The organism is Martinezella rhizogenes, from assembly GCF_000799715.1.
Lineage (GTDB): Bacteria > Pseudomonadota > Alphaproteobacteria > Rhizobiales > Rhizobiaceae > Rhizobium > Rhizobium rhizogenes_C.
This window is the reverse complement of sequence record NZ_JUHG01000017.1, coordinates 171,002-190,302: the sequence shown is the minus strand read 5'-3', so window position 1 is coordinate 190,302 and position 19,301 is coordinate 171,002. Positions and strand designations below refer to the sequence as shown.

Sequence of the window (19,301 nt, the reverse complement as noted above, 5' to 3'; positions counted from 1 at the left end):
TCACTCCTTGACCGCGCCGAAGGTCAGACCGGCCACGATGTGGCGCTGGACCATCGAGAAAATGATGAGGGCCGGGATCAGCGTGATGACCGCAATCGCCGCCATTGTGCCCCATTCGGTCCCGGTGGTCGTGACATACTCCGAAAGGCCGGTAGTGATGGTGCGGGCGTTGAAGCTTGTGAGGGTTGCCGCCAGCAGAAACTCATTCCAGGCAAATACCCAGGTGAGAATGAATGTGACCGCAAGGCCCGGTCTTGCGAGCGGGAAGACGACTTCGTGGATCACCTGCCATGTCGAGGCGCCGTCGACGGTGGCGGCCTCGTCGAGTTCCTTGGGAATGCCGTCGATGGTTGGCCGCAGCGTCCAGATCGCGAAAGGCAGATTGAAGGTGCAATAGAGCAGGATCATCCCGATCTTGGTGTCGTAGAGCTTCCAGTCGCCGAAGGTGAAAACCTGGGTAAACAGCAGGTAGAAAGGCAGCAGGAACACGGCAGCGGGCGCCATGCGGTTGGTGATCGTCCAGAAGAAGATGTTCTCCTTGCCGGCAAGATCGAAACGGGACAGCGCGTAGCAGGCCAGAAAAGCCAGCACGGTGACCAGAAGCGCATTGCTGGTGGAGATGATCAACGAATTGATCATGTAGCCACGCAACGTCTCATTGTTGATCACGTTGACGTAGTTCTTCCAGTAGACGGTATCGAGGATCAGGCTTGGCGTGGTGAAGAGATCCACCGCCGGCTTCACCGAGATAACGAACAACCAGTAGATCGGAAACAGGGTCAATACGCTGAGAAACAGCCAGAGCAGCAGGTAGAGGACGGGGCGTTGTCGGCGCATCAGAATGTCCTCTTCTTTTCGCGGCGGGCGACGAGGGCGACATAAAGCAGCCAGCACATGACCAGCGTCAGGTAGAGCACGATCACCGATATGGCCGCGCCATAGCCGTAATCGGTCTTGGGAAACACGATCTTCCAGATATGCAGGCCGACATAGCGGGTTGCCGCTCCGGGACCGCCCGATGTCAGCATCCAGACTTCGTCGACGGTGCGCAGCGCATCCATCAGACGGATGAACACGGTCGCGAGAATTGCGGGCCGGATCATCGGCAGCGTGACGTGCCAGAAGATCTGCCAGCGGTTGGCGCCGTCTATCTGCGCCTGTTCGAACGGCTCCTTGGGCAGGGCGAGCAGCGCGGCGAGCAAGGTAAGCGTCACGAGCGGCGTCCAATGCCAAATGTCCATAATGACGGTCAGCGCAAAGGCAGCGCTGGCATCGCGACCGATATTCAGATCATAGCCGAGCCAGTGCTTGAGCAGATAGGGAATGATGCCGATACTCGGCGTCGTCATCAGACGCCAGACGGAGCCGACGACGATGGGCGCGACAATGAGCGGCAGCGTATGGATTGTTCTGAAGAAACCGCGGCCCGGAAACTCACGCATGAACAGTTGGGCAAGAGCATAGCCAAGGGCGATTTCGCTGAGCACGGCGAAGAATGCAAACTTGGCGGTGACGGCGACGGACCCGAGAAATTCCTGGTCGAAGACAAGCCGGCGGAAATTGTTCGCGCCATTATAGGCCATGGACGGATCGGCGCCGAACGGGTTCCAGTGATGAAACGCCAAATAAAGCACGTAGATGAAGGGTGCGATGCCGAATATGGCGAGAATTGCTATCGTCGGGGCAAGCATCAACCAGCCCACAGTGTTGGAACGCATGAACCTTGTCTCCCGGAAGTCGATGCTCGTGCCGCAGTGTCACCTTGCGCCGCGGAGCACTCAATGTGCGTCCCGGGCGGCCGCTCTTGCGGCTGCCCGGGCAGACTTGCGTTGGACTATTTGCGATAGCCGAGGTTCTTCAGCTCCGCTTCGGCGGCGGCCGCCATCTGGTCAAGTCCATCGTCGGGTGACACTTCCCCCAGCAGGATCCTGTAGAAGATCGGAGCCGTTGCTTCGCGCACCTGGGCGTGGAAGGGGTAAGGAGGGGCGCCGGCAAACAGCTTCCCATCATCCTTCAGCATGGAATAGTAGCCGTTGAGCTTCTTGTCCATTTCGATGATTTTCGGGTCGTCATAGGTTGCCGTGTTGGTGATGCGCGGTGCGGCGACTGCCCAATCGGCCTGGACTGAATCCTGGCCAATGAACTGCAGGAACAGCAGTGCCGCCTCCTTGTTCTTCGACGTTACGGGGAGCCCGAAAGCACCACCATCATAGTAGCCGATATAGCCCTTGCCGCCTTTGACCTCATCGAGAACCGCGGGTTCCGTTGGCGGCAGCGCCACGCCGACATTGCCGACGACCTTCGACTTTTCAGCGTCGCTGGCGATCCAGGCCGCGTTCTCGCCGTAGACCAGGCCCTGTGCGACACGGCCGGCGGCGAATGTCGTACCGACTTCCGTCCATGTGCTTGCCGCCGATTCCGGCGGGGCGATATCGCGCAGATGCAGCCAGTATTTCAGCGCTTTCTTGGCCTCCGGGCCGTTCATCGTACCGCCATTTTCGACGCTCGCCGCATAGTTCTTGGAAGCGTCGATGCCCCAATTGAACACACCGAAGGTTGGCGCAACGGACTCGAAAAATTCATACCAGGACGCCGGATGGCCGGTGTGGGCCTGCGCGGTGGTGCCCCAAAGCTCAAGGCCGTTGTCCTTGCCGTATTTGGTGAAGAATTCCGCGATCTGGGTATATTCCTCGTGCGTTTTCGCCGGGACGAGGTCCTTGCCGGTTTCCTTCTTGAACGCCTCCTTGATCTTCGGGTCGTTGAAGAGATCGGTGCGATAGAGATATATCTTGATGAAGGCTTCCATCGGGACGCCGAAGAGATCCCCATCGGCATTCTTGAAATAGTTGGCGAAGGTGGTGAAATGCGTCTCGTCGAATTCGGGCGCCTTCAGCGACGCGTCGTCCTTGAGCGACTTGGTGATATCGACAAGGAAGTTGCGGGCCAGATAGGCGTAGATGATGTCCTGTTCGATATAGACCATGTCATAGATGCCGGTCTTGGCTTCCATGTCCTTGATGGCCTTGTCGTACATCTGATCCCAAGACGTGGTTTCGATCGCGACCTTGATCCCGGTCTTCTTCTCGAACTCCGGCGCAAGCACATCCTTGATGTAGTTGGAGGGCGGCGTGCTCTCGGTCACACCATGCAGAACGACGCCCTTGTATTTCGCTCCGGCATCCGACCAGAAGTCAGCCTTTGCGGGCATGACAGTCGCCATGAGACTGATTGCGAGTGCCGCAAGTCCAATTCCATTTTTTCCGATCATAAACTCTCCTCCCAGAGTGTTCGTTGTGCTTGCGGACGGTTGTCGACAAGCATCTTGCTAGGCCCGACAGCAGTCGGGGCCTCGAAAATCCAACGCCCCGGCTCCTCCCGGCGGTCGAATTTCATCTCGCTATCATGGTCGGATACCGCAGCTTATTTTTGTGGACCCGCCTCCATGCGCGTCTGACGAACTTAGTATCGGTAAAAATCCTCTGCCACGCGTGCTTTGCGACCGACCTATACTTTTTCGCCGACCGCACCGATGCCGGCTGAAAAGGCGCGGATCTCCCTGAACGGATCCGCGCGCGCCTTGGTGCCGATCTTGTGAGCATTGCGGCGGTAGTCCGACGGCGTGCGACCGCAAACCTTGATGAACTGCCTGTTGAAATTGGCGATGTTGTTGAAGCCGACCTCGAAGCAGATGTCGGTGATTGGCCTATAGGTCTGCGTCAGCAGCGAGCAGGCCGCATAGACGCGCGCCAGAATGACATAGCGCGCAAATGTATGGCCGGTCTGCCGCTTGAAAAATCGGGAAAATGCCTGCGGCTCCAGCCCGCACAGCCGGGATACCGAGGCAAGATCGATATCGTCGCTATAGTGCTCGAGCACATAGCGCATGGCGACATCGAGTTCCCGCGGCAGTTCCACATGCGCGGAGGCCGGCGCCAGTCTCGATAGCCTGCGGCGATCGCCGGGATTCTGGGCCAGCGTGACCATCAGCTGCATAAACAGCACGATGCGCTCCGCGCCATGGGCACCGCCGATCTGGGCAAGCAGCCGCTGCCCGGCCATGGCCGTCGCGCCGAGAAACTCCACGCCGTAGACGGCATCTTCATAGAGTGGACGGATGCTGGCGAGTTCCGGGCAAAGGCCGGTGACGCGATCGGCCCATTCGGCGCTGAACTGAACCAGCATATCGCGGTTCTGGATCAAGACGCCGGGCTCTATATCGCTGACCCAATTGTGCGGGACGTTGGGTCCGGTCAGAACCAGGCAGCCTGGCTCGAACTCACCGATGTAATCGCCAACCATCATCACGCCCGAACTCTTGCGTGTCAGATGCAGCTCATATTCGGGGTGATAGTGCCACTTGGCTCCGAAATACGGATAATGGTGCATGTGCCAGCGGAAGGATTCCGCCGGTGCGCATATGACCATTTCAAAGTCCGGAACGATCCTTAAGTCAGCCTTCATGGCCAGAGCCCCTCCCCGGATCGGGTCGCGAGCATATCGCTCCGCCCAATCTGCCATCCCTGCGTCACTCGCGCCTGCAAGGGCTCCTCTCCCTCTTCGGCACGGCATATGCGAAAAAAATCACGCTTCAATTTGATCCGGCAGCACCCGCGAAATGTGTCTCAGAGTCTAGGATTTTCCCGTCAATTTGCGGCTTTACCATCTAGGATCGCCGCAATTCCGCTCTGCAAACCCCTCGCCTGGCGCAATTGGCCTTACATATGTTGTGTAAAAATACAAATTAGCGCTTTTGCCAAAAGTGTCAATACCAAACTGACACCGGGGTACGGACGTGAATACGCCGCACCTGGCGCGATTCTCCCGGCGAAAACTGCATCGGATCGCGTATCGACTATTTTCCACATCGATAGGCCGACACAGATGAAGCGACTTGACATCGAAGGCGATCGGCTATTTTGTTGTGTGTAGCAACATATAGGATATTCTTCTGGGAGGAGAATTACATGGGAAGATTGGGGATCCATTCGTTCGTCTGGACGGGCGGCGGCACGCAACACATGCTCGAGGACGCGATGGAGAAATCGGCCGCGTGCGGATACAAACTCATCGAGTTTGCTTATCTGCGGCCCGAGAAATTCAACCTCGACCAATTGGCCAAGCGGGCGCGTTCACTCGACCTGCAGATTGCCGTCACAATGGGCTTGCCGCTCAGTGCCGACGTTTCGAGCGACGATGCCGAGACGGTCAAGGCCGGTGAGCGCATGCTCGCCGATGCGGTCAGGGCCGTCCGCGACATCGGCGGCACCAAGCTCGGTGGCATCCTTTATTCCGCCCATACCAAATACAGCCGGATGCCGACCGAAAGCGGCCGCGCGAACAGTGTTCAGGCCATTGCCAGGACGGCTGATATCGCCAAGGCGGCGGACGTGGATCTCGTGCTCGAAATCGTCAATCGGTTTGAGACAAATCTGCTCAACACGACAGCGCAGGGGCTTGCCTTCATAGAGGCGACGGGTTCCGATCATGTGTTTCTGCATCTCGATACGTTCCACATGAACATCGAGGAGGCCAATCCGGCTGCGGCGATCCGGCTTGCCGGTGACAAGATCGGCTATTTCCACATCGGCGAGAGCAATCGCGGCTATCTGGGCGACGGTTGCATCAATTTCGACCTGGTGTTCGATGCGCTGCTCGATATCGGCTATGACAAGGACATCACCTTCGAGTCATTCTCCAGCGCCGTCGTGGACGAAGGTCTGTCGCTTGCCTGCGCCATCTGGCGAGACACATGGACGGAAAACATGCCGCTTGCCGAGCATGCCAAGGCCTTCATCGATCTCAAGATGCAGGAAGCAGTGCGACGACGGGCCACCAACGCACGCCCTTGACAGGGCAATATCATCAGCGGAAGCAGTGGTGAAAACCGTAGCTCTCGCATATCGACATTTGCGCTTACCTTTATTGCACCACCACTCGTCCGTTCCTCACAAAAATTAGCGGAGTTCATTTTTGACAGAGCCGGCGGTAGCAACGAGTTCGCCACGGGGAATCCGCCAGCGCAACGAGCTGGCGGCGTTGCGTGCGTTGTATCAGTTCGGCCCGCTCAGCCGGGCGGAACTTGCCCGCAGGCTGGGGCTGAACCGCTCCTCTTCCGGCCATATCATCGCTGGCCTGACGCTTGATGGATTGGTGCGCGAGGTCAGCGAAGGTGAACAGTCGCGCGGCGGTCACGCCCATGCGGGGCGGCCGGGAATCATGATCGAGTTGGTGCCAGGTGCCGTCTATTTCCTCGGCATAGAAATAGGCGTGGAGCATATTAGTGCCGTCGAGATCGATCTTGGCGGCAACATTGTCTCGACCACGGTCGAACCGTTCGACGGCGCATCCGCCGGCGTTACCGCCACCGTCGAGCGGGCGATCCAGATGGTGCTGGGGGCCATTCCGTCTTCAAGGCTGGAGTGCTGCGAAGGCATAGGTATTGCCGTGCCGGCACAAATGGACAAGCACGGATTTGTCCGGCTAGCGCCCTTGCTACGCTGGGAAAATGTCCAGCTTGCCGAATTGGTGCGGGAGTCCCTGCCCGTTTCCGTGCCAGTCGTCGCGGAGAACGATGGCAACGCGTTTGCTATCGGCGCTTCTTATGGGCGAAACGACAAGCACACCGGCGTGACGCTGTTCCTGGTCATGGAAAGCGGGGTTGGCGGCGGCATTATTGCCGATGGCAGCCTGTTTCGCGGCGCCAACGGATTGGCGGGCGAGATCGGGCATCTGAGAATCTCCAGTGCATCGGAGCCGAGCCGCAGCCTCGAGGAAGTTCTGGGCCTGGAACATATCATGACGGAGTACCGCAAGACACCGGCCATCGTTGCCCCGACATTCGGGCATTTCCTTGCCGATGTGCGCGATCGTGTACCCGGCGCGGTCTCGATTGCGGAGGAATGGGCAAGAGCCCTGGCATTTGGCCTCATCCAGGCCTGTCGCGTCATCGATGCCGACCGCATCATCCTTGGCGGTTCCGTCGCGGCTCTCTATCCGCTGATGGCGGCGCGCGTCGCCCACCATATCCAGTTAGCGCAGGAGGCAAGCTTTCCATTGCCATCCATTGACGTGAACGAAGAGGAAACAGTCGGTCCCGCCTTCGGCGCCGCCTGTATCCTCCACCAACGCTTTCTATCACAGGAAAGCCAACGCTTTGCGGAGGAGGCAAGCTGAGAGGGCAACATTGACATCGCCCTCTCCAGTACGCTGGCCGGGTCAATGTCGGCCGACCGCGCGATAACCTGCTGAGGAGCTGGTAGACAGTTAAGAGATAAAGAGGAGGAGACTAGGATGACCCTGAAACAATTCAGGCTGGACGACAAGGTTGCCCTCATTACCGGCGGCAATCGCGGCATCGGATTGGCGATTGCCCAGCTTTTCGGCGAAGCCGGAGCCAAATCCGTTCTGACCGCGCGCCGCGACAATCCGGAAGCGGACGCCCTGCTGAACGATGCCGGCTATGAGTATGATTTCGTATCCGCCGACGCCACGGACCCGGCCGCGCCAGACATGCTGATCCAGCATACGATCGCGAAATACGGACGCATCGATATTCTTGTCAACAATGCCGGTGTCGCCGTGCATGGCGATACACCGGATTTCAATGACCAGATGCTGGACACGATCATGTCCACCAATCTCATTCAGGCCTTTCGCTTTTGCCGCGCCGCAATGAAGCCGATGCGCGAGCAGGGCGGCGGGGTCATTCTGAACGTCGGGTCGATCTCGGGATTCGTCACGAACATTCCGCAGAATCAGGTCGCATACAATGCATCCAAGGCAGCGGTGCATATGATGACGAAGAGCCTGGCCAGCGAGGTCGCGGCTGAAAACATCAGGGTGAACGCGGTCGCGCCTGGCTATATCGACACCGACATGACCCGGGGCGGTTTTGCCATTCCGGAATGGGATTCCGTCTGGCGGCAGATGACCCCGATGGGACGCTACGGCCAGCCGGAGGAGATCGCCAACTGCGTCCTGTTCCTGTGCTCGCCGGCCGCAAGCTATGTCACGGGCTCCGTGCTCGTGGTTGACGGCGGCTACCTTACCCGGTGACATCAACCTTAAAATAGTCAGGAGGAGAATGAAAAATGACCAACAAACTCCAGGGAAAAGTCGTCGCCATCACTGGTGCCGCATCCGGGATTGGCCTTGCCTGCAGCAAGATCTGCGTTGAATCCGGTGCCCGTGTCGTCCTGATCGACCGCGCGGAAGACAGGCTGAACGCGGTTTGCCAGGAACTTGGCGGTAACGCTATCCCGTTGGTGATCGATCTGGCCGACACAAGCAGCATCGCGACCATGATGCCGCAGATCCTTTCAAAAGCTGGGCAACTCGACGTCTTCCACGCCAATGCAGGCTCTTATATCGGCGGCGATCTTATCGAAGGCGATCCGGATGCCTTTGACCGGATGCTCAATCTCAACATCAATGCCGTGTTTCGCTGCGTACACGCGGTCCTCCCGCATATGGTGGAGCGCAAGACCGGCGATATCATCGTGACAAGTTCCGTGGCTGGTCATGTCCCGGTGGTGTGGGAACCGGTCTACACAGCCTCGAAGCATGCGGTGCAAGCCTTCGTCCACACGGTGCGGCGGCAAGTCTCGAAACATGGAATAAGGGTGGGGGCAATCGCGCCCGGTCCGGTGGTGACGGCGCTCCTGAAGGATTGGCCACCGGAAAATCTCGAAAAAGCGATGGCAGCCGGCAATCTCATCGAGCCGTCTGAAGTTGCCGAAGCGGTCTTGTTCATGCTGACACGGCCACGCAATGTGACGATCCGCGACCTCGTGATCCTGCCACAGAACTTCGACATCTGATTGGCAATGACTTGCGGATTGGATCATGAAATCCGTCCGCTCACGGCCGGCCGACCCTGATGGCAAGCACACTCCCCGGTCCATGCACGGCGGCAAAGAACAGGCCGGCAAGGAACGTAAAATGGTCGACGAAGAAGCCGAATTCGGCCTGATTGCCAGCCCAATGCGACGGGCCGTGGAATGAAAACCCGAGGAAGATGACATAAACGGCTGCAACGATAGCCGCCGGTGTGAAGAATATGCCGGTCAGGAAGGCAATGACCAGCAGCCCTTCAAGGATCGCCGCGCACCAGGCGAGGAATAGCGGGAACGGGAAACCCACGGCGGCGATGTAGCCGGCGGTCGCGCCCATATCCATGAACTTGAACGAGACTGCCATCAGAAAAACGGCGGCGAAGATCAGGCGGGCGATGAGAATGGCGGCGGTCTGCCAAGCCGATTGAGCGTTTTCCACGATGTCTCTCCAGGTTGAAGTGGTCGATGCTCCAAGGACGGCCAACAGAAGAGAACTCCGACAGAGCCGGGAAAGTTTATTTTTCTCGGGACGATCGCCCCCGCCGTGTCGAAAGGCGGCTGCGTCAGGAGTTCAATTGACAACATTCCTTTGCCTTGGATCGGAGCGCGGTATTTGTGCTCGACTATCGTGTCAACGGCGCCCGGCGGTCCGAACGGCCAGAGGGCGGTGTCTGTATTGAGGATATCGCCTATTTCCCGGACGCTGCGGGACGTTATCCGCCCATTCCCGCTATTGCCCGGCCATCGACGCGCGGTTCTAGGCTCACGGGTCAGCGGCATCGACCTGGGCAATATTTCTTAACATCACAAAACCCAAGTTAACGACGTCGTCTGGGACAGTGCGACCGCGAGAGGCCGGCGCGTCGGGCTTTCACACTTTGCACGCGTTGAAAACTCTCTATCGGATCCCAGGAGCCAATTCGAATGTCATTGAGCAAGTCCTTATTAAGCCATCCGCGGCGTGTCGCCATCGCTGCTGGACTCGCGGTAGCTGCTTGCCCCCTAACCCAGGCACGCGCCGCCGACCCTTACGAGGGTGAAGAGCCCGCCATCCCCCGACGGAGAACTTCGACAAGGGACGGTTTGGGGGCATACGCCAGAAGCTTTCCGACTGGAATGTCATGGTCGGCGCCGGAGCCATGTATGCGCCGAAATTCGAAGGGTCGGACGAGTTCCAAGTGGCCCCCATTCCCATGATCTCCGCGACCTTCGGTGATCGCGTCACTGTCGATCCGAGCGGGCTGGAAGTCGAAGTGCTGAAGTCCAACGGATTTAAGTTCACGGTAAAGGGCGGTTACGACATGGGAGGTGGGCGCGATGAAGATGATTCCGACCACCTCAAAGGTCTGGGTGACATCGATGCTGGTGCACTAGTCGGAGCGCAGCTCTCGTATGAAATGGGACCGGTGGAATTCTATGCTTCTGTCGACAAGACGATTGGGGGCAGCGACGGCCTGGTCGGTCAGGTCGGAGCAAATGTCTCGCATCACTATGATCGTTTCATCCTTTCCGCGGGGGCTTCCGCGACATTTGCCGATGACAATCATATGGAGAGTTATTTCGGGGTAACCGCAACGCAGTCTGCAAGATCGGGATTGCGGCAATATGAGGCGAGCGCGGGACTGAAGCGTTTCGATATCGAGGCATCGGTAACATACATGGCGACGGAACACTGGATTGTGCGCAGCCAGGCAGGCGTCGGTTTCCTGACCGGCGACGCGAAGGACAGCCCGATCGTTCAGAACGACATGCAGCCATCTGCGATGCTGATCGTCGGTTACAAATTCTAGGAGCCCAGTAAGGCGCCGCAAGGCCGCTGACATCCTTTTTCGTTGGCCCTGGTTTCTTGTACTCGTCTCTGCATCGGGATCGGGTTTACCGTGACGGGCAAACCCGATCCCGATCCTCAGATTGCTCGGACCGGACTTCAATTCCGCATTGTGGTCATTCTCCCCCGGCGAACAGGCACTCCGGCTGAGTAAAGTCTGGAGCCGCCGGCCGGCACAACTGTTCCCAATATGAATCACGACTAATGACTGAGGCCGGGGAAGTGCGATGCGCCCACCCGACATCAAACTTAATCAATCTTAACCGGTCTTTGACCCCACCTCACATCCGATCGGCTACATCCCGTGCTCGAAGTGCGGGATTGTGAGTACAGCGATGAAAGCAGCCTATCGTAAAATCGTCACCATCGGCAGTGCCGCCGCCTGCCCAATCGTCTCGGGCTGCGCTGCCGTCGCCGATCTTGAGAGACCCGACGTGAAGATCGCAAATGTCTGGCATGCGACTTATCCACGTAACGGCCAGACCAGCAATCTAGTGTCCTGGTGGTCGGCCTTCGACGACCCCGTGGCGGCTGGGACGCGGGCGGCGGCCCCAGGACCTCTTCGGGAAAAGTCGAAAGGAAACCTGCTCTGATGCGACCGCTACCTCTTCTTCTTGCCCTTTTCCTGGGTGTGAATCTTATTTCCATCGCAGAGCCTGTGATCGCGCAACAGAACGAGGCAGCAGCGCTTACCGTTGCCGTGGCAAAGCCGGTAGAACGCCGGTGGCCCGAGACGGTACCGGCCAGCGGCTGGCTGAAGCCCTGGCATGAGGCTGTCATCGCCGCGGAAATCGATGGCCTGCGTGTGACGGATGTCCTTGTCGACGTCGGGTCGGTTGTCTCGAAAGGACAACCCCTCGTCCGGCTTGCCGACGAATCCGTGCGCGCGGAACTGCGTAATCAGGAGGCCGCGCTGGCAAGCGCCGAGGCCGCCCTTGCCAAGGCGAGGGCGAATGCCGACCGGGCACGAAAGATCCAGGGAAGCGGCGCGCTTTCGGATGAGAAGATCAGCGAGTATCTGATCGGCGAGCAGACGGCGATCGCGGGTGTCGAATCCGCCGAAGCCTTATTGGAAAGCCAGAAGATCAAGCTCACCAAGACAACTATTCTGGCCGTGGACGATGGGTTGATCACATCCCGCTCGGCCCAGCTCGGCGCTGTCGTGTCCTCCGGTACGGAGCTGTTCCGTATGGTTCGCCAGCAGCGCGTCGAGTGGCAGGCGGAAGTGTCCGCGCGCTATCTGCCCCGCATCAAAGCAGGCCTGAACGCCGCAATCGTCGGCCCCGGCGACCAACGCGTCAAGGGAATCGTTCGGCTTGTCGGGCCGACGGTCAGCACCGATACCGGGCGGGCGCTCACCTATGTGGCGCTGCCGGCGGAGGCCCGCCCGCCCATCGGCCTTTACGTCGCCGGCCAGATCGAGCTTGAGACCACGACGGCGATCACCGTGCCGGAGACCGCGCTCGTGATGCGTGATGGTATCGCTTATGTCTTCACCGTGGATGCAAGCAAGCGCGCCTCGCGCGTTCGTGTGGAAACCGGTCGTCGCAATGGCAGCGAAGTGGAAATCCTCTCGGGCCTCGGCCGCTCCACCGAAATCGTGACGGCGGGCGGCGCCTTCCTTTCGGACAAGGCCCTCGTCCGGGTGGTGGGAGACGCGCTCGTTCAGTTGGAGAGGGAACCGTGATGAACTTTTCCTCTTGGTCAATCCGCAATCCCGTTCCCGCCATCCTGCTGTTCATCCTGTCGACTGTCGGCGGTCTGCTCGCCTTTGACAGGCTAGCGGTGCAGAATTTTCCGGACATGGACCTGCCGACGATCCAGGTGAGCGCAGCGCTGGAAGGCGCCGCGCCAGCCCAGCTCGAAACGGAAGTTGCGCGCAAGATCGAAGACAGGCTCGCCTCGCTGAGCCTCCTCGACCACATCACGACGACAATCACGGATGGGAGCGTCACCATCAATGTCTCGTTTCAGTTGGGAAAGGGCAGCGAGGAAGCGCTGAACGAGGTGCGCAACGCCGTCGACAGCGCGAGCAGCGAGCTGCCATCCGAGATGCAGTCACCCAGCGTGACGAAGGTGACAGTGCAGGGTTCCACCCTCCTCACCTACGCCGTGCGCTCCGCCCGCCTTAACGAAACGGAGCTTTCATGGTTCGTCGACAACGACATGACGAAGGCTCTGCTCTCCGTATCGGGTGTCGGTGAGGTCAGCCGCATCGGCGGTATCGAGCGTGAAGTGCACATCGACCTTAACCCTCAGCTCATGAGCGCGCTCGGCCTCAGCGCTGCAACCGTTTCCTCGCAACTCAAATCCGTGCAGTCGGACATGTCAGGCGGACGGGCAGAGATCGGCGGAGGCAAGCAGGGGATACGCACTCTCGGCGCGGTTTCCTCAATCAGGCAGCTGAAGTCGCTCGCAATTCCCCTTCCCAGTGGGGAGCTGGTGCGGCTGGACGAGATCGGCAAGGTAACCGACAGTTTTGCGGATCGCTCGTCAATCGCCTATCTCGACGGCGAACCCGTGATCGCTGTCGAGGTCAAACGATCGAACGGCTTTTCGGATACAGGCGTTGCGGCCGCAATCGAAGCGGCCATGAAGGACTTTATCGCAGCCAATACCGATGTCGAGATCGTCGAGGCCTACAACACGGTCGGGCCGATCATCGAAAATTACGACGGTTCCATGCACATGCTCTACGAAGGCGCGATGCTCGCGGTTGTGGTGGTCTGGCTCTTTTTGCGCGACTGGCGGGCAACTCTGCTTTCGGCGGTGGCACTGCCGCTCTCCGTCATCCCGACTTTCCTTATCATGTATCTCGCGGATTTCAGCCTCAACACGGTGACCCTGCTCGCGCTCTCGCTCGTGGTCGGTATCCTCATCGACGATGCGATTGTCGAGATCGAGAACATCGCGCGGCACTTGCAAATGGGCAAGTCACCGAAGGAGGCTGCGCTCGAAGCTGCAGACGAGATCGGCCTTGCCGTCATCGCCACGACGTTGACGCTCGTCGCGGTCTTCCTGCCGACCGCCTTCATGAGCGGCATTCCCGGCCTGATCTTCCGCCAGTTCGGCATAACAGCCGCGGTGGCGGTTCTCGCCTCATTGGTCGTTGCCCGCCTACTGACACCGATGATGGCCGCTTACCTAATGAAGGGGCATCCCGTCGAGGTGAGAGACGGCCGGGTCATGCGCGCTTATATAGCCCTCGTCAAAACCTGCTTGCGATATCGTAAACTGACCATCCTCGGCGTCTGCATATTCCTCTGTCTGTCGCTTTCGACCCTTACCATGCTCAGCTCCGGTTTCCTGCCGCCATCGGACGACGCGCAGACGCAAGTCACGCTAACACTTCAGCCCGGCAGCTCGCTCGGACAAACGGACGCCGTGACGCGGCGCGCGTCAGATATCGTTTCCAGCCTGCCGGACGTGACGCGCGTGTTTACTGCCGTAGGAAGCGCATCATCACGCGACTTGATCGATTCCTCCGTAACCATGGACACGGCGACCGCGTCGCTCGTTGTCGATCTGAAGAAGATCGGCGAGCGCAGCCGCAAACAGTCTGAGATCGAAAATGATATCCGCCAGGCGCTCGCCGTACTTCCAGGTGTCAGGATCGAAGTGGGCACGGGCGGCAATGGCACCAAACTGGACATTGCTCTCGCGAGCGACGACCCCAATACACTTGCCCAGGCATCCGCCGCACTCGAAGAGCAACTGCGCACGCTCCCAGGCATCGGCGCAGTGACCTCCAGTGCCTCCCTGCAGGCACCGGAAATCCAGATTATTCCGAATCTTGACAGCGCCGCCGCCCTTGGCGTCACGCCAGAAGCAATTTCCAACGCAGCTCGCGTGGCGACGAGTGGCGACTATTCCTCCGCGCTCGCCAAGCTCAACCTGCCTCAGCGGCAGCTTTCGATCCGGGTCCGGTTCGATCCCAGCAACCGGACGACGATCGATGACATCGCCAATCTCCGCGTTGCCGGCGTCAGGGGAAGCGTCGATCTCGGCTCGGTCGCCGACATCCGCATCGGCGGCAGCCTTTCGGAGATCAACCGCATCGACCGCTCTCGAAACGTCACACTCTCGGTCGAGCTCAATGGCCGCATTCTTGGTGACGTCTATAGCGAGGCGCAGGCACTGCCCGCCCTTCAGAACCTTCCAGACGGAGTCAAGCTTGTCCAACAGGGCGAACTGGAGCGCAGCTCGGAACTCTTCGACAGTTTCGCCATCGCCATGGGGATCGGCGTGTTCTGCATCTACGCCGTGCTGGTTTTGCTCTTCCATGATTTCTTACAGCCGCTGACGATCCTGATGGCGCTTCCACTATCGCTCGGCGGCACCTTGCTGCCGCTGGTGCTGACAGGCACGAGCTTCTCCATGCCTGTTTTGATCGGCCTCCTCATGCTGATGGGCGTGGTGACGAAGAATTCGATCCTGCTTGTCGAATATGCGATCATGTCACGGCGCTCAGGTCTCTCGCGCTTCGACGCCCTGGTCGACGCCTGCCACAAGCGCGCGCGCCCAATCGTGATGACGACGATCGCCATGGGCGGCGGCATGCTTCCCGTAGCCCTGAGCCTCAGCGGTGGCGATGCGAGTTTCCGTCAGCCGATGGCGATCGTCGTCATCGGCGGCCTCATGACATCAACCGTCCTCAGCCTCGTCGTTATTCCCGTGATCTTCACCTTCGTCGACGACTTCCTGCTGCGTCTCAAGCGGATCTTCCGAGGAAGACAGCAGGAGCCAGAGCCTGTTCCATGAATTGACGATCGAGGCTGACCGTCTCCCACCAATCTGGCGAGCCGAAGACGTCCATGGCGGAACCACAGTAACAAAATTAAACACAATTGTTGCTGACAACCACGATAGAAAACGGGCTAACTAAAAGTCGGAATTCCGACACAAATGGCCAGGGCTATGAATAACGTCGCATGCAATGTTCTTCCTCAAGCGTCAGCCCGAATCCTCGTCGTCGAGGATGATCGGGATATCGCGAGTATGCTGATCGATCTGATCAAGGAGGCGGGTTACGCCGCCGAGGCGGTTGGGTCGGCCGTTGAAATGGACAGTGTACTGAAGAAGAAGGCGTTCGACCTCATAGTGCTGGATGGAATGCTGCCAGGTGAGGACGGTTTCAGCATATGCAGAAGGATCAGATCGTCCGATACAATCCCCATCCTTATGCTTACGGCGCGAACGAAAGAGATAGACAGGGTCGTTGGATTGGAATTGGGCGCAGACGACTATGTCACGAAACCGTTTAAATCCAGGGAGCTTTTGGCCAGAATAAAAGCGCTTCTCCGGCGCTCTTCCTATTCAACGCAAGTTAAGCCAACCCAGGAACCTATGACATTTGCAGGCTGGCGAATTGACCCGGTCACCCGCGAACTGACGGACACTGACGGTTTTCATGTGTCGCTTACGACGGCTGAGTTTGATGTGCTGCTGGTGTTCTGCCGGAACCCTCGACAAGTCATGAACCGCCAGGAAATACTTGCCCGTACCCACGCAGGCGCGGCCGGACCCATTGAACGCAGCATCGATGTACATGTCAGTCGTGTCCGGCAGAAAATCGAACCAAATTACAAGGAGCCGACATTCATCAAAACCGTGCGTCTGGGCGGGTATGTCTTCACCCCAGAGGTTGCGACAGAGCCATGATTGATCGCTTCCGCAAAGCGTCCATATGGCTCCAGTTCATAGTGTTCGCGTCTATTCCTGTTCCGTTGATCGTTATCGGTATTATTGCGATTCTACCTGAGCCATTCATTTTCCATAATGAAAAAATGCTTATGGTTAAAGGTGCGCAAATCGAGCTGATCGTGAATCAGGTCAGAAGCGCCAGAAATAACGTCGAAGTCGAGAATGTGGTGAGGGCAAGCGCCTCCAGCGGTCTCGAATTGAAGATTCTGCCATGGAGCGATGTCAGTAGCGAAGGGGCGCGTCAAACGGATGACCACCTCATCTCGGATGAGCTTCAGGGCGTCCTGCCTGCCGATTTTGAAGCGGTCGTTCTTGAAAACACTCCGGATGGCGAGGGACACAGTACACTTGCGGTGCGTCTTGACGCGTTGCGTGCTCTCGTCATTGGGTTCTCCGGTGCCGATATTTCCCCCTCATCTTTCAGCGCAGTTGTAGAGTTCATCGCCAAGGCCGCCGTTCTGATGCTGCCGATGCTTCTCTTGGTACTTTACATAAGTCGCATGATTACATCGCCTCTCGTTCGCTTTGCGGACGCGGCAGGGAAACTGCGCCTCGACGGTAACGATGAAGAACAGTTCACCGCCGAAGGCGCCAAGGAACTTCGCACGCTTGCGATGTCGCTCAACAACATGCGTCAACGTATTCGCAAAATGGTCGATGATCGCACACGGATGCTGACGGCTGTGAGCCACGATCTAAGGACGCCTTTGACGCGACTGAGAATGCGCGTCGAACGCTCGAAGGACCCCGCCTCAAGGGAAGCCATGCTGGCGGATATCGACAACCTTACCACGATGATTGAGGAAAGCCTTCAGTATCTAAGCAGCACTGCGACAGTAGAGCCGCTTCGAAAGGTTGATATTTCAAGTCTGTTGCGGACGATCACATCGGAATTTTGTGATCTCGGGCATGACGTGATTTACAGCGGACCTGAGCGGTTTGGATATTTGTGCCAGCAAAAAGCGCTCATACGCGCCATCACCAATATAGTGGAGAACGCGGTAAGGTTCGGCACAAAGGTAACTATCGACTTACGCTATGGCCCGCAAGGTGGAGCAGTAATCATCGTAAGCGACGACGGCCCCGGCCTTGAAGAAGGGCTCCAAGACAAAGTTCTGGAGCCCTTCTTCAAGGCCGACGAGGCCCGGTCACAGAATTTCAACAGCGGTTTTGGGCTGGGACTTTCGATTGCGGATGAAATCGCAAAAGGCCACGGTGGCTCGCTTTTGCTGGAGAACATATCGCCGCATGGCCTCCGCGTGACGATACAATTGCCGCCGGTACAGGCTAACTCTGAATATATGATGGCTTCCACCGACAAAGGAGGGGTTCTCGGTCGAAAAGCGCTCGCTGGCGATAGGCAGACCGCCGGCACCAAGCGGATTAAAATATTCGGTACTTAAATATAAGTACTATTAATACCTAAATTTTACATTTTTATCGACGAATGCCAATTAATACTCAAAGTAATTCCATTTTTTGGCGGGAAAATGGGATTCATCGTCGAATACCGGAATTTATATTCCGAAGGCCGATATTCGCAGTAGCATAACTTAACATGTCTTAAAGCACAGAAATCAGTCTTCCGCATATCCTGGTACGCGAACCTCAGCGATCAGGAGCGCTTCATGTCCGTCAAAATCTCACCTACTTTCCACAAGGCCATTCGACCAAGGCTTGCCTGGATTGTGCCATCAATGCCGCCTTGCGGTGACAACCTTTGTCGGCCTACGCAGGGTTTGAGGCCGCATCCAACACCGGCGGTTTTCGCAGGCACGATCGCGAGAGTTCATCGGGCGTGTGTTGAACATCCCGACCTGGCGATTTACAAATTGTTGGAAGCAATGGACCGTGGCAGCCTGTTCTTCGCCTCGTTTATCGGCAGGCCTCTTTCTGTCCCGCCGTCCTATATTCTTCTCCCAGCGATCGGGCTGGGAGTATCGGGCGCCAGTGACCTTGTGTCGCGACGTATTTTCGCGCTCGTCAGTGCCGTCGCGGGTGCTCGCGGTTCTGTCGGCACCCGGCTCGGATGGCGGCCGTGGCCCGGTCAGTTGGACGAGGCCCGCGCTTCGGCGTTGAAGCCACGGGCCTTATTCGGAAAGCTGCTCGCTTTCGAGGCGGGCCATTGAGTAGCCTTTCCCTTTCCACCGTTCAGAACACCCGTATCAACGCCCTGCGCAGTCTTGCATTCTTATATTTGGGCGGCGTTTGTATCAGCCAGTCATCCTGGCCGACCGATGGCGTCGTCCATACGATTTTGGCTTCAGCGGGCATCATCGCAACATTTGTAGCAATCTTGGGGCGTATGTGGTCGACACTATACGTGGGTGGACGGAAAAGTGTCACCTTGGTCATGGATGGACCATATTCTGTAACGCGCAATCCGCTCTACTTCTTCAGTCTTGTAGGGATTGGTGGTATCGGGGCGCAAACGGGCAGCATTTTGACGATGCTCATTTTCGTCGCGACAGCCCTCGCCGTCTTCACGGCAACCGTCGCTCAGGAAGAGAAATTTCTGCGAAACCGTTTTGGAACAGTCTTTCAGGACTACCTGGCTTCAACGCCACGTCTGCTTCCGAAGCCATCCCTTTGGCGAGACACGAACGAATTGGAAATAAGACCTCGAAACGTTCTCAGAACCCTTCGGGATGGTTGTCTTTTTCTCATTCCCTGGCCGCTCTTCGAACTCATCGAAGTCGGACAAAGCAATGGTGTCCTGCCAATTCTTGTTCGGTTGCCCTTTTGAAGAAGATCGGCGGACCTGAAGATTTGCAACGGCGTCTCCTCGGCACGAACGACACATACTCGATTTTTCAAAAAATCGGACACCACTAAGTCTTGTCGAGACTTGGGGTTTTCATAGCCTATCTCGGGCGAATTTGACCCCAATTTTCCCGAGGTAGACTGGCCGGGCTCAGCCCCGAGTCCGGCCAGTT

17 protein-coding genes are annotated in these 19,301 nt (G+C 58.0%); 12 read left to right on the top strand and 5 right to left on the bottom strand.

Annotation, left to right across the window (positions count from 1 at the left end; translation table 11 throughout):
• The 4 genes from EX00_RS25260 to EX00_RS25245 all read right to left on the bottom strand — a co-directional run bounded on the left by EX00_RS25260 (window position 1) and on the right by EX00_RS25245 (window position 4,461).
• Window positions 1-837 (bottom strand): carbohydrate ABC transporter permease, encoded by an 837-nt coding sequence (locus EX00_RS25260; protein WP_047464146.1) that lies wholly within the window; start codon window positions 835-837, stop codon window positions 1-3.
• Window positions 837-1,718, bottom strand: coding sequence for a carbohydrate ABC transporter permease (locus tag EX00_RS25255; RefSeq protein ID WP_047464145.1), 882 nt, complete (start codon window positions 1,716-1,718; stop codon window positions 837-839). The genes EX00_RS25260 and EX00_RS25255 overlap by 1 nt, the downstream gene beginning before the upstream one ends.
• Window positions 1,719-1,834: 116 nt before the next feature.
• The gene (locus EX00_RS25250; RefSeq protein ID WP_047464144.1) at window positions 1,835-3,268 is read right to left on the bottom strand and encodes an extracellular solute-binding protein; all 1,434 of its coding nucleotides are present in this window, start codon (window positions 3,266-3,268) and stop codon (window positions 1,835-1,837) included.
• 236 nt (window positions 3,269-3,504) lie between these two features.
• The gene (locus tag EX00_RS25245; protein ID WP_047464143.1) at window positions 3,505-4,461 is read right to left on the bottom strand and encodes a helix-turn-helix domain-containing protein; all 957 of its coding nucleotides are present in this window, start codon (window positions 4,459-4,461) and stop codon (window positions 3,505-3,507) included.
• A gap of 503 nt (window positions 4,462-4,964) precedes the next feature.
• Here EX00_RS25245 and EX00_RS25240 point away from each other — a divergent pair.
• The 4 genes from EX00_RS25240 to EX00_RS25225 all read left to right on the top strand — a co-directional run bounded on the left by EX00_RS25240 (window position 4,965) and on the right by EX00_RS25225 (window position 8,819).
• On the top strand, window positions 4,965-5,849 hold the full coding sequence (locus tag EX00_RS25240; RefSeq protein ID WP_047464142.1) for a sugar phosphate isomerase/epimerase family protein: 885 nt from the start codon (window positions 4,965-4,967) through the stop codon (window positions 5,847-5,849).
• Between the two features lie 121 nt (window positions 5,850-5,970).
• Window positions 5,971-7,173, top strand: a complete 1,203-nt coding sequence (locus EX00_RS25235) for an ROK family transcriptional regulator (RefSeq protein ID WP_047464141.1) — start codon at window positions 5,971-5,973, stop codon at window positions 7,171-7,173.
• A gap of 117 nt (window positions 7,174-7,290) precedes the next feature.
• On the top strand, window positions 7,291-8,055 hold the full coding sequence (locus EX00_RS25230) for an SDR family NAD(P)-dependent oxidoreductase (protein ID WP_047464140.1): 765 nt from the start codon (window positions 7,291-7,293) through the stop codon (window positions 8,053-8,055).
• Window positions 8,056-8,090: 35 nt separating this feature from the next.
• Window positions 8,091-8,819 (top strand): SDR family oxidoreductase, encoded by a 729-nt coding sequence (locus EX00_RS25225; protein WP_047464139.1) that lies wholly within the window; start codon window positions 8,091-8,093, stop codon window positions 8,817-8,819.
• 40 nt (window positions 8,820-8,859) lie between these two features.
• On the opposite strand, the gene EX00_RS25220 is transcribed toward EX00_RS25225, so the two are convergent.
• Window positions 8,860-9,273: a DoxX family protein gene (locus EX00_RS25220; RefSeq protein WP_202903766.1), complete on the bottom strand. Its 414-nt coding sequence runs from the start codon at window positions 9,271-9,273 to the stop codon at window positions 8,860-8,862.
• A 682-nt stretch (window positions 9,274-9,955) separates the two neighbouring features.
• On the opposite strand from EX00_RS25220, the gene EX00_RS25215 reads away from it, so the two are divergent.
• From EX00_RS25215 to EX00_RS25180, 8 genes are all read left to right on the top strand, one after another.
• Window positions 9,956-10,624 (top strand): MipA/OmpV family protein, encoded by a 669-nt coding sequence (locus EX00_RS25215; protein WP_047464138.1) that lies wholly within the window; start codon window positions 9,956-9,958, stop codon window positions 10,622-10,624.
• Between the two features lie 373 nt (window positions 10,625-10,997).
• Window positions 10,998-11,255: a hypothetical protein gene (locus EX00_RS25210; protein ID WP_047464137.1), complete on the top strand. Its 258-nt coding sequence runs from the start codon at window positions 10,998-11,000 to the stop codon at window positions 11,253-11,255.
• Complete coding sequence (locus tag EX00_RS25205) at window positions 11,255-12,349, top strand: efflux RND transporter periplasmic adaptor subunit (protein WP_080761330.1); 1,095 nt, start codon at window positions 11,255-11,257, stop codon at window positions 12,347-12,349. Before EX00_RS25210 ends, EX00_RS25205 begins: the two co-directional genes overlap by 1 nt.
• Window positions 12,349-15,423 carry an efflux RND transporter permease subunit gene (locus tag EX00_RS25200; RefSeq protein ID WP_047464136.1) on the top strand — a complete coding sequence of 1,025 codons (3,075 nt, stop codon included), beginning with the start codon at window positions 12,349-12,351 and terminating at the stop codon, window positions 15,421-15,423. The genes EX00_RS25205 and EX00_RS25200 overlap by 1 nt, the downstream gene beginning before the upstream one ends.
• Window positions 15,424-15,567: 144 nt before the next feature.
• The gene (locus EX00_RS25195) at window positions 15,568-16,323 is read left to right on the top strand and encodes a response regulator (protein WP_047464135.1); all 756 of its coding nucleotides are present in this window, start codon (window positions 15,568-15,570) and stop codon (window positions 16,321-16,323) included.
• Complete coding sequence (locus tag EX00_RS25190) at window positions 16,320-17,768, top strand: sensor histidine kinase (RefSeq protein WP_047464134.1); 1,449 nt, start codon at window positions 16,320-16,322, stop codon at window positions 17,766-17,768. Before EX00_RS25195 ends, EX00_RS25190 begins: the two co-directional genes overlap by 4 nt.
• Before the next feature lie 225 nt (window positions 17,769-17,993).
• Window positions 17,994-18,494: a hypothetical protein gene (locus tag EX00_RS31575; RefSeq protein WP_155294137.1), complete on the top strand. Its 501-nt coding sequence runs from the start codon at window positions 17,994-17,996 to the stop codon at window positions 18,492-18,494.
• Window positions 18,491-19,111 carry a methyltransferase family protein gene (locus EX00_RS25180; protein WP_047464132.1) on the top strand — a complete coding sequence of 207 codons (621 nt, stop codon included), beginning with the start codon at window positions 18,491-18,493 and terminating at the stop codon, window positions 19,109-19,111. Before EX00_RS31575 ends, EX00_RS25180 begins: the two co-directional genes overlap by 4 nt.
• The last annotated feature ends 190 nt before the right edge of the window (window positions 19,112-19,301 follow it).

Coding starts and splice junctions, on each gene's coding strand:
- EX00_RS31575 (WP_155294137.1), top strand. CDS start 17,994: ATGTCCGTCAAAATCTCACCTACTTTCCACAAGGCCATTCGACCAAGG.
- EX00_RS25195 (WP_047464135.1), top strand. CDS start 15,568: ATGGCCAGGGCTATGAATAACGTCGCATGCAATGTTCTTCCTCAAGCG.
- EX00_RS25255 (WP_047464145.1), bottom strand. CDS start 1,718: ATGCGTTCCAACACTGTGGGCTGGTTGATGCTTGCCCCGACGATAGCA.
- EX00_RS25225 (WP_047464139.1), top strand. CDS start 8,091: ATGACCAACAAACTCCAGGGAAAAGTCGTCGCCATCACTGGTGCCGCA.
- EX00_RS25245 (WP_047464143.1), bottom strand. CDS start 4,461: ATGAAGGCTGACTTAAGGATCGTTCCGGACTTTGAAATGGTCATATGC.
- EX00_RS25205 (WP_080761330.1), top strand. CDS start 11,255: ATGCGACCGCTACCTCTTCTTCTTGCCCTTTTCCTGGGTGTGAATCTT.
- EX00_RS25210 (WP_047464137.1), top strand. CDS start 10,998: ATGAAAGCAGCCTATCGTAAAATCGTCACCATCGGCAGTGCCGCCGCC.
- EX00_RS25215 (WP_047464138.1), top strand. CDS start 9,956: ATGGTCGGCGCCGGAGCCATGTATGCGCCGAAATTCGAAGGGTCGGAC.
- EX00_RS25240 (WP_047464142.1), top strand. CDS start 4,965: ATGGGAAGATTGGGGATCCATTCGTTCGTCTGGACGGGCGGCGGCACG.
- EX00_RS25200 (WP_047464136.1), top strand. CDS start 12,349: ATGAACTTTTCCTCTTGGTCAATCCGCAATCCCGTTCCCGCCATCCTG.
- EX00_RS25230 (WP_047464140.1), top strand. CDS start 7,291: ATGACCCTGAAACAATTCAGGCTGGACGACAAGGTTGCCCTCATTACC.
- EX00_RS25250 (WP_047464144.1), bottom strand. CDS start 3,268: ATGATCGGAAAAAATGGAATTGGACTTGCGGCACTCGCAATCAGTCTC.
- EX00_RS25260 (WP_047464146.1), bottom strand. CDS start 837: ATGCGCCGACAACGCCCCGTCCTCTACCTGCTGCTCTGGCTGTTTCTC.
- EX00_RS25190 (WP_047464134.1), top strand. CDS start 16,320: ATGATTGATCGCTTCCGCAAAGCGTCCATATGGCTCCAGTTCATAGTG.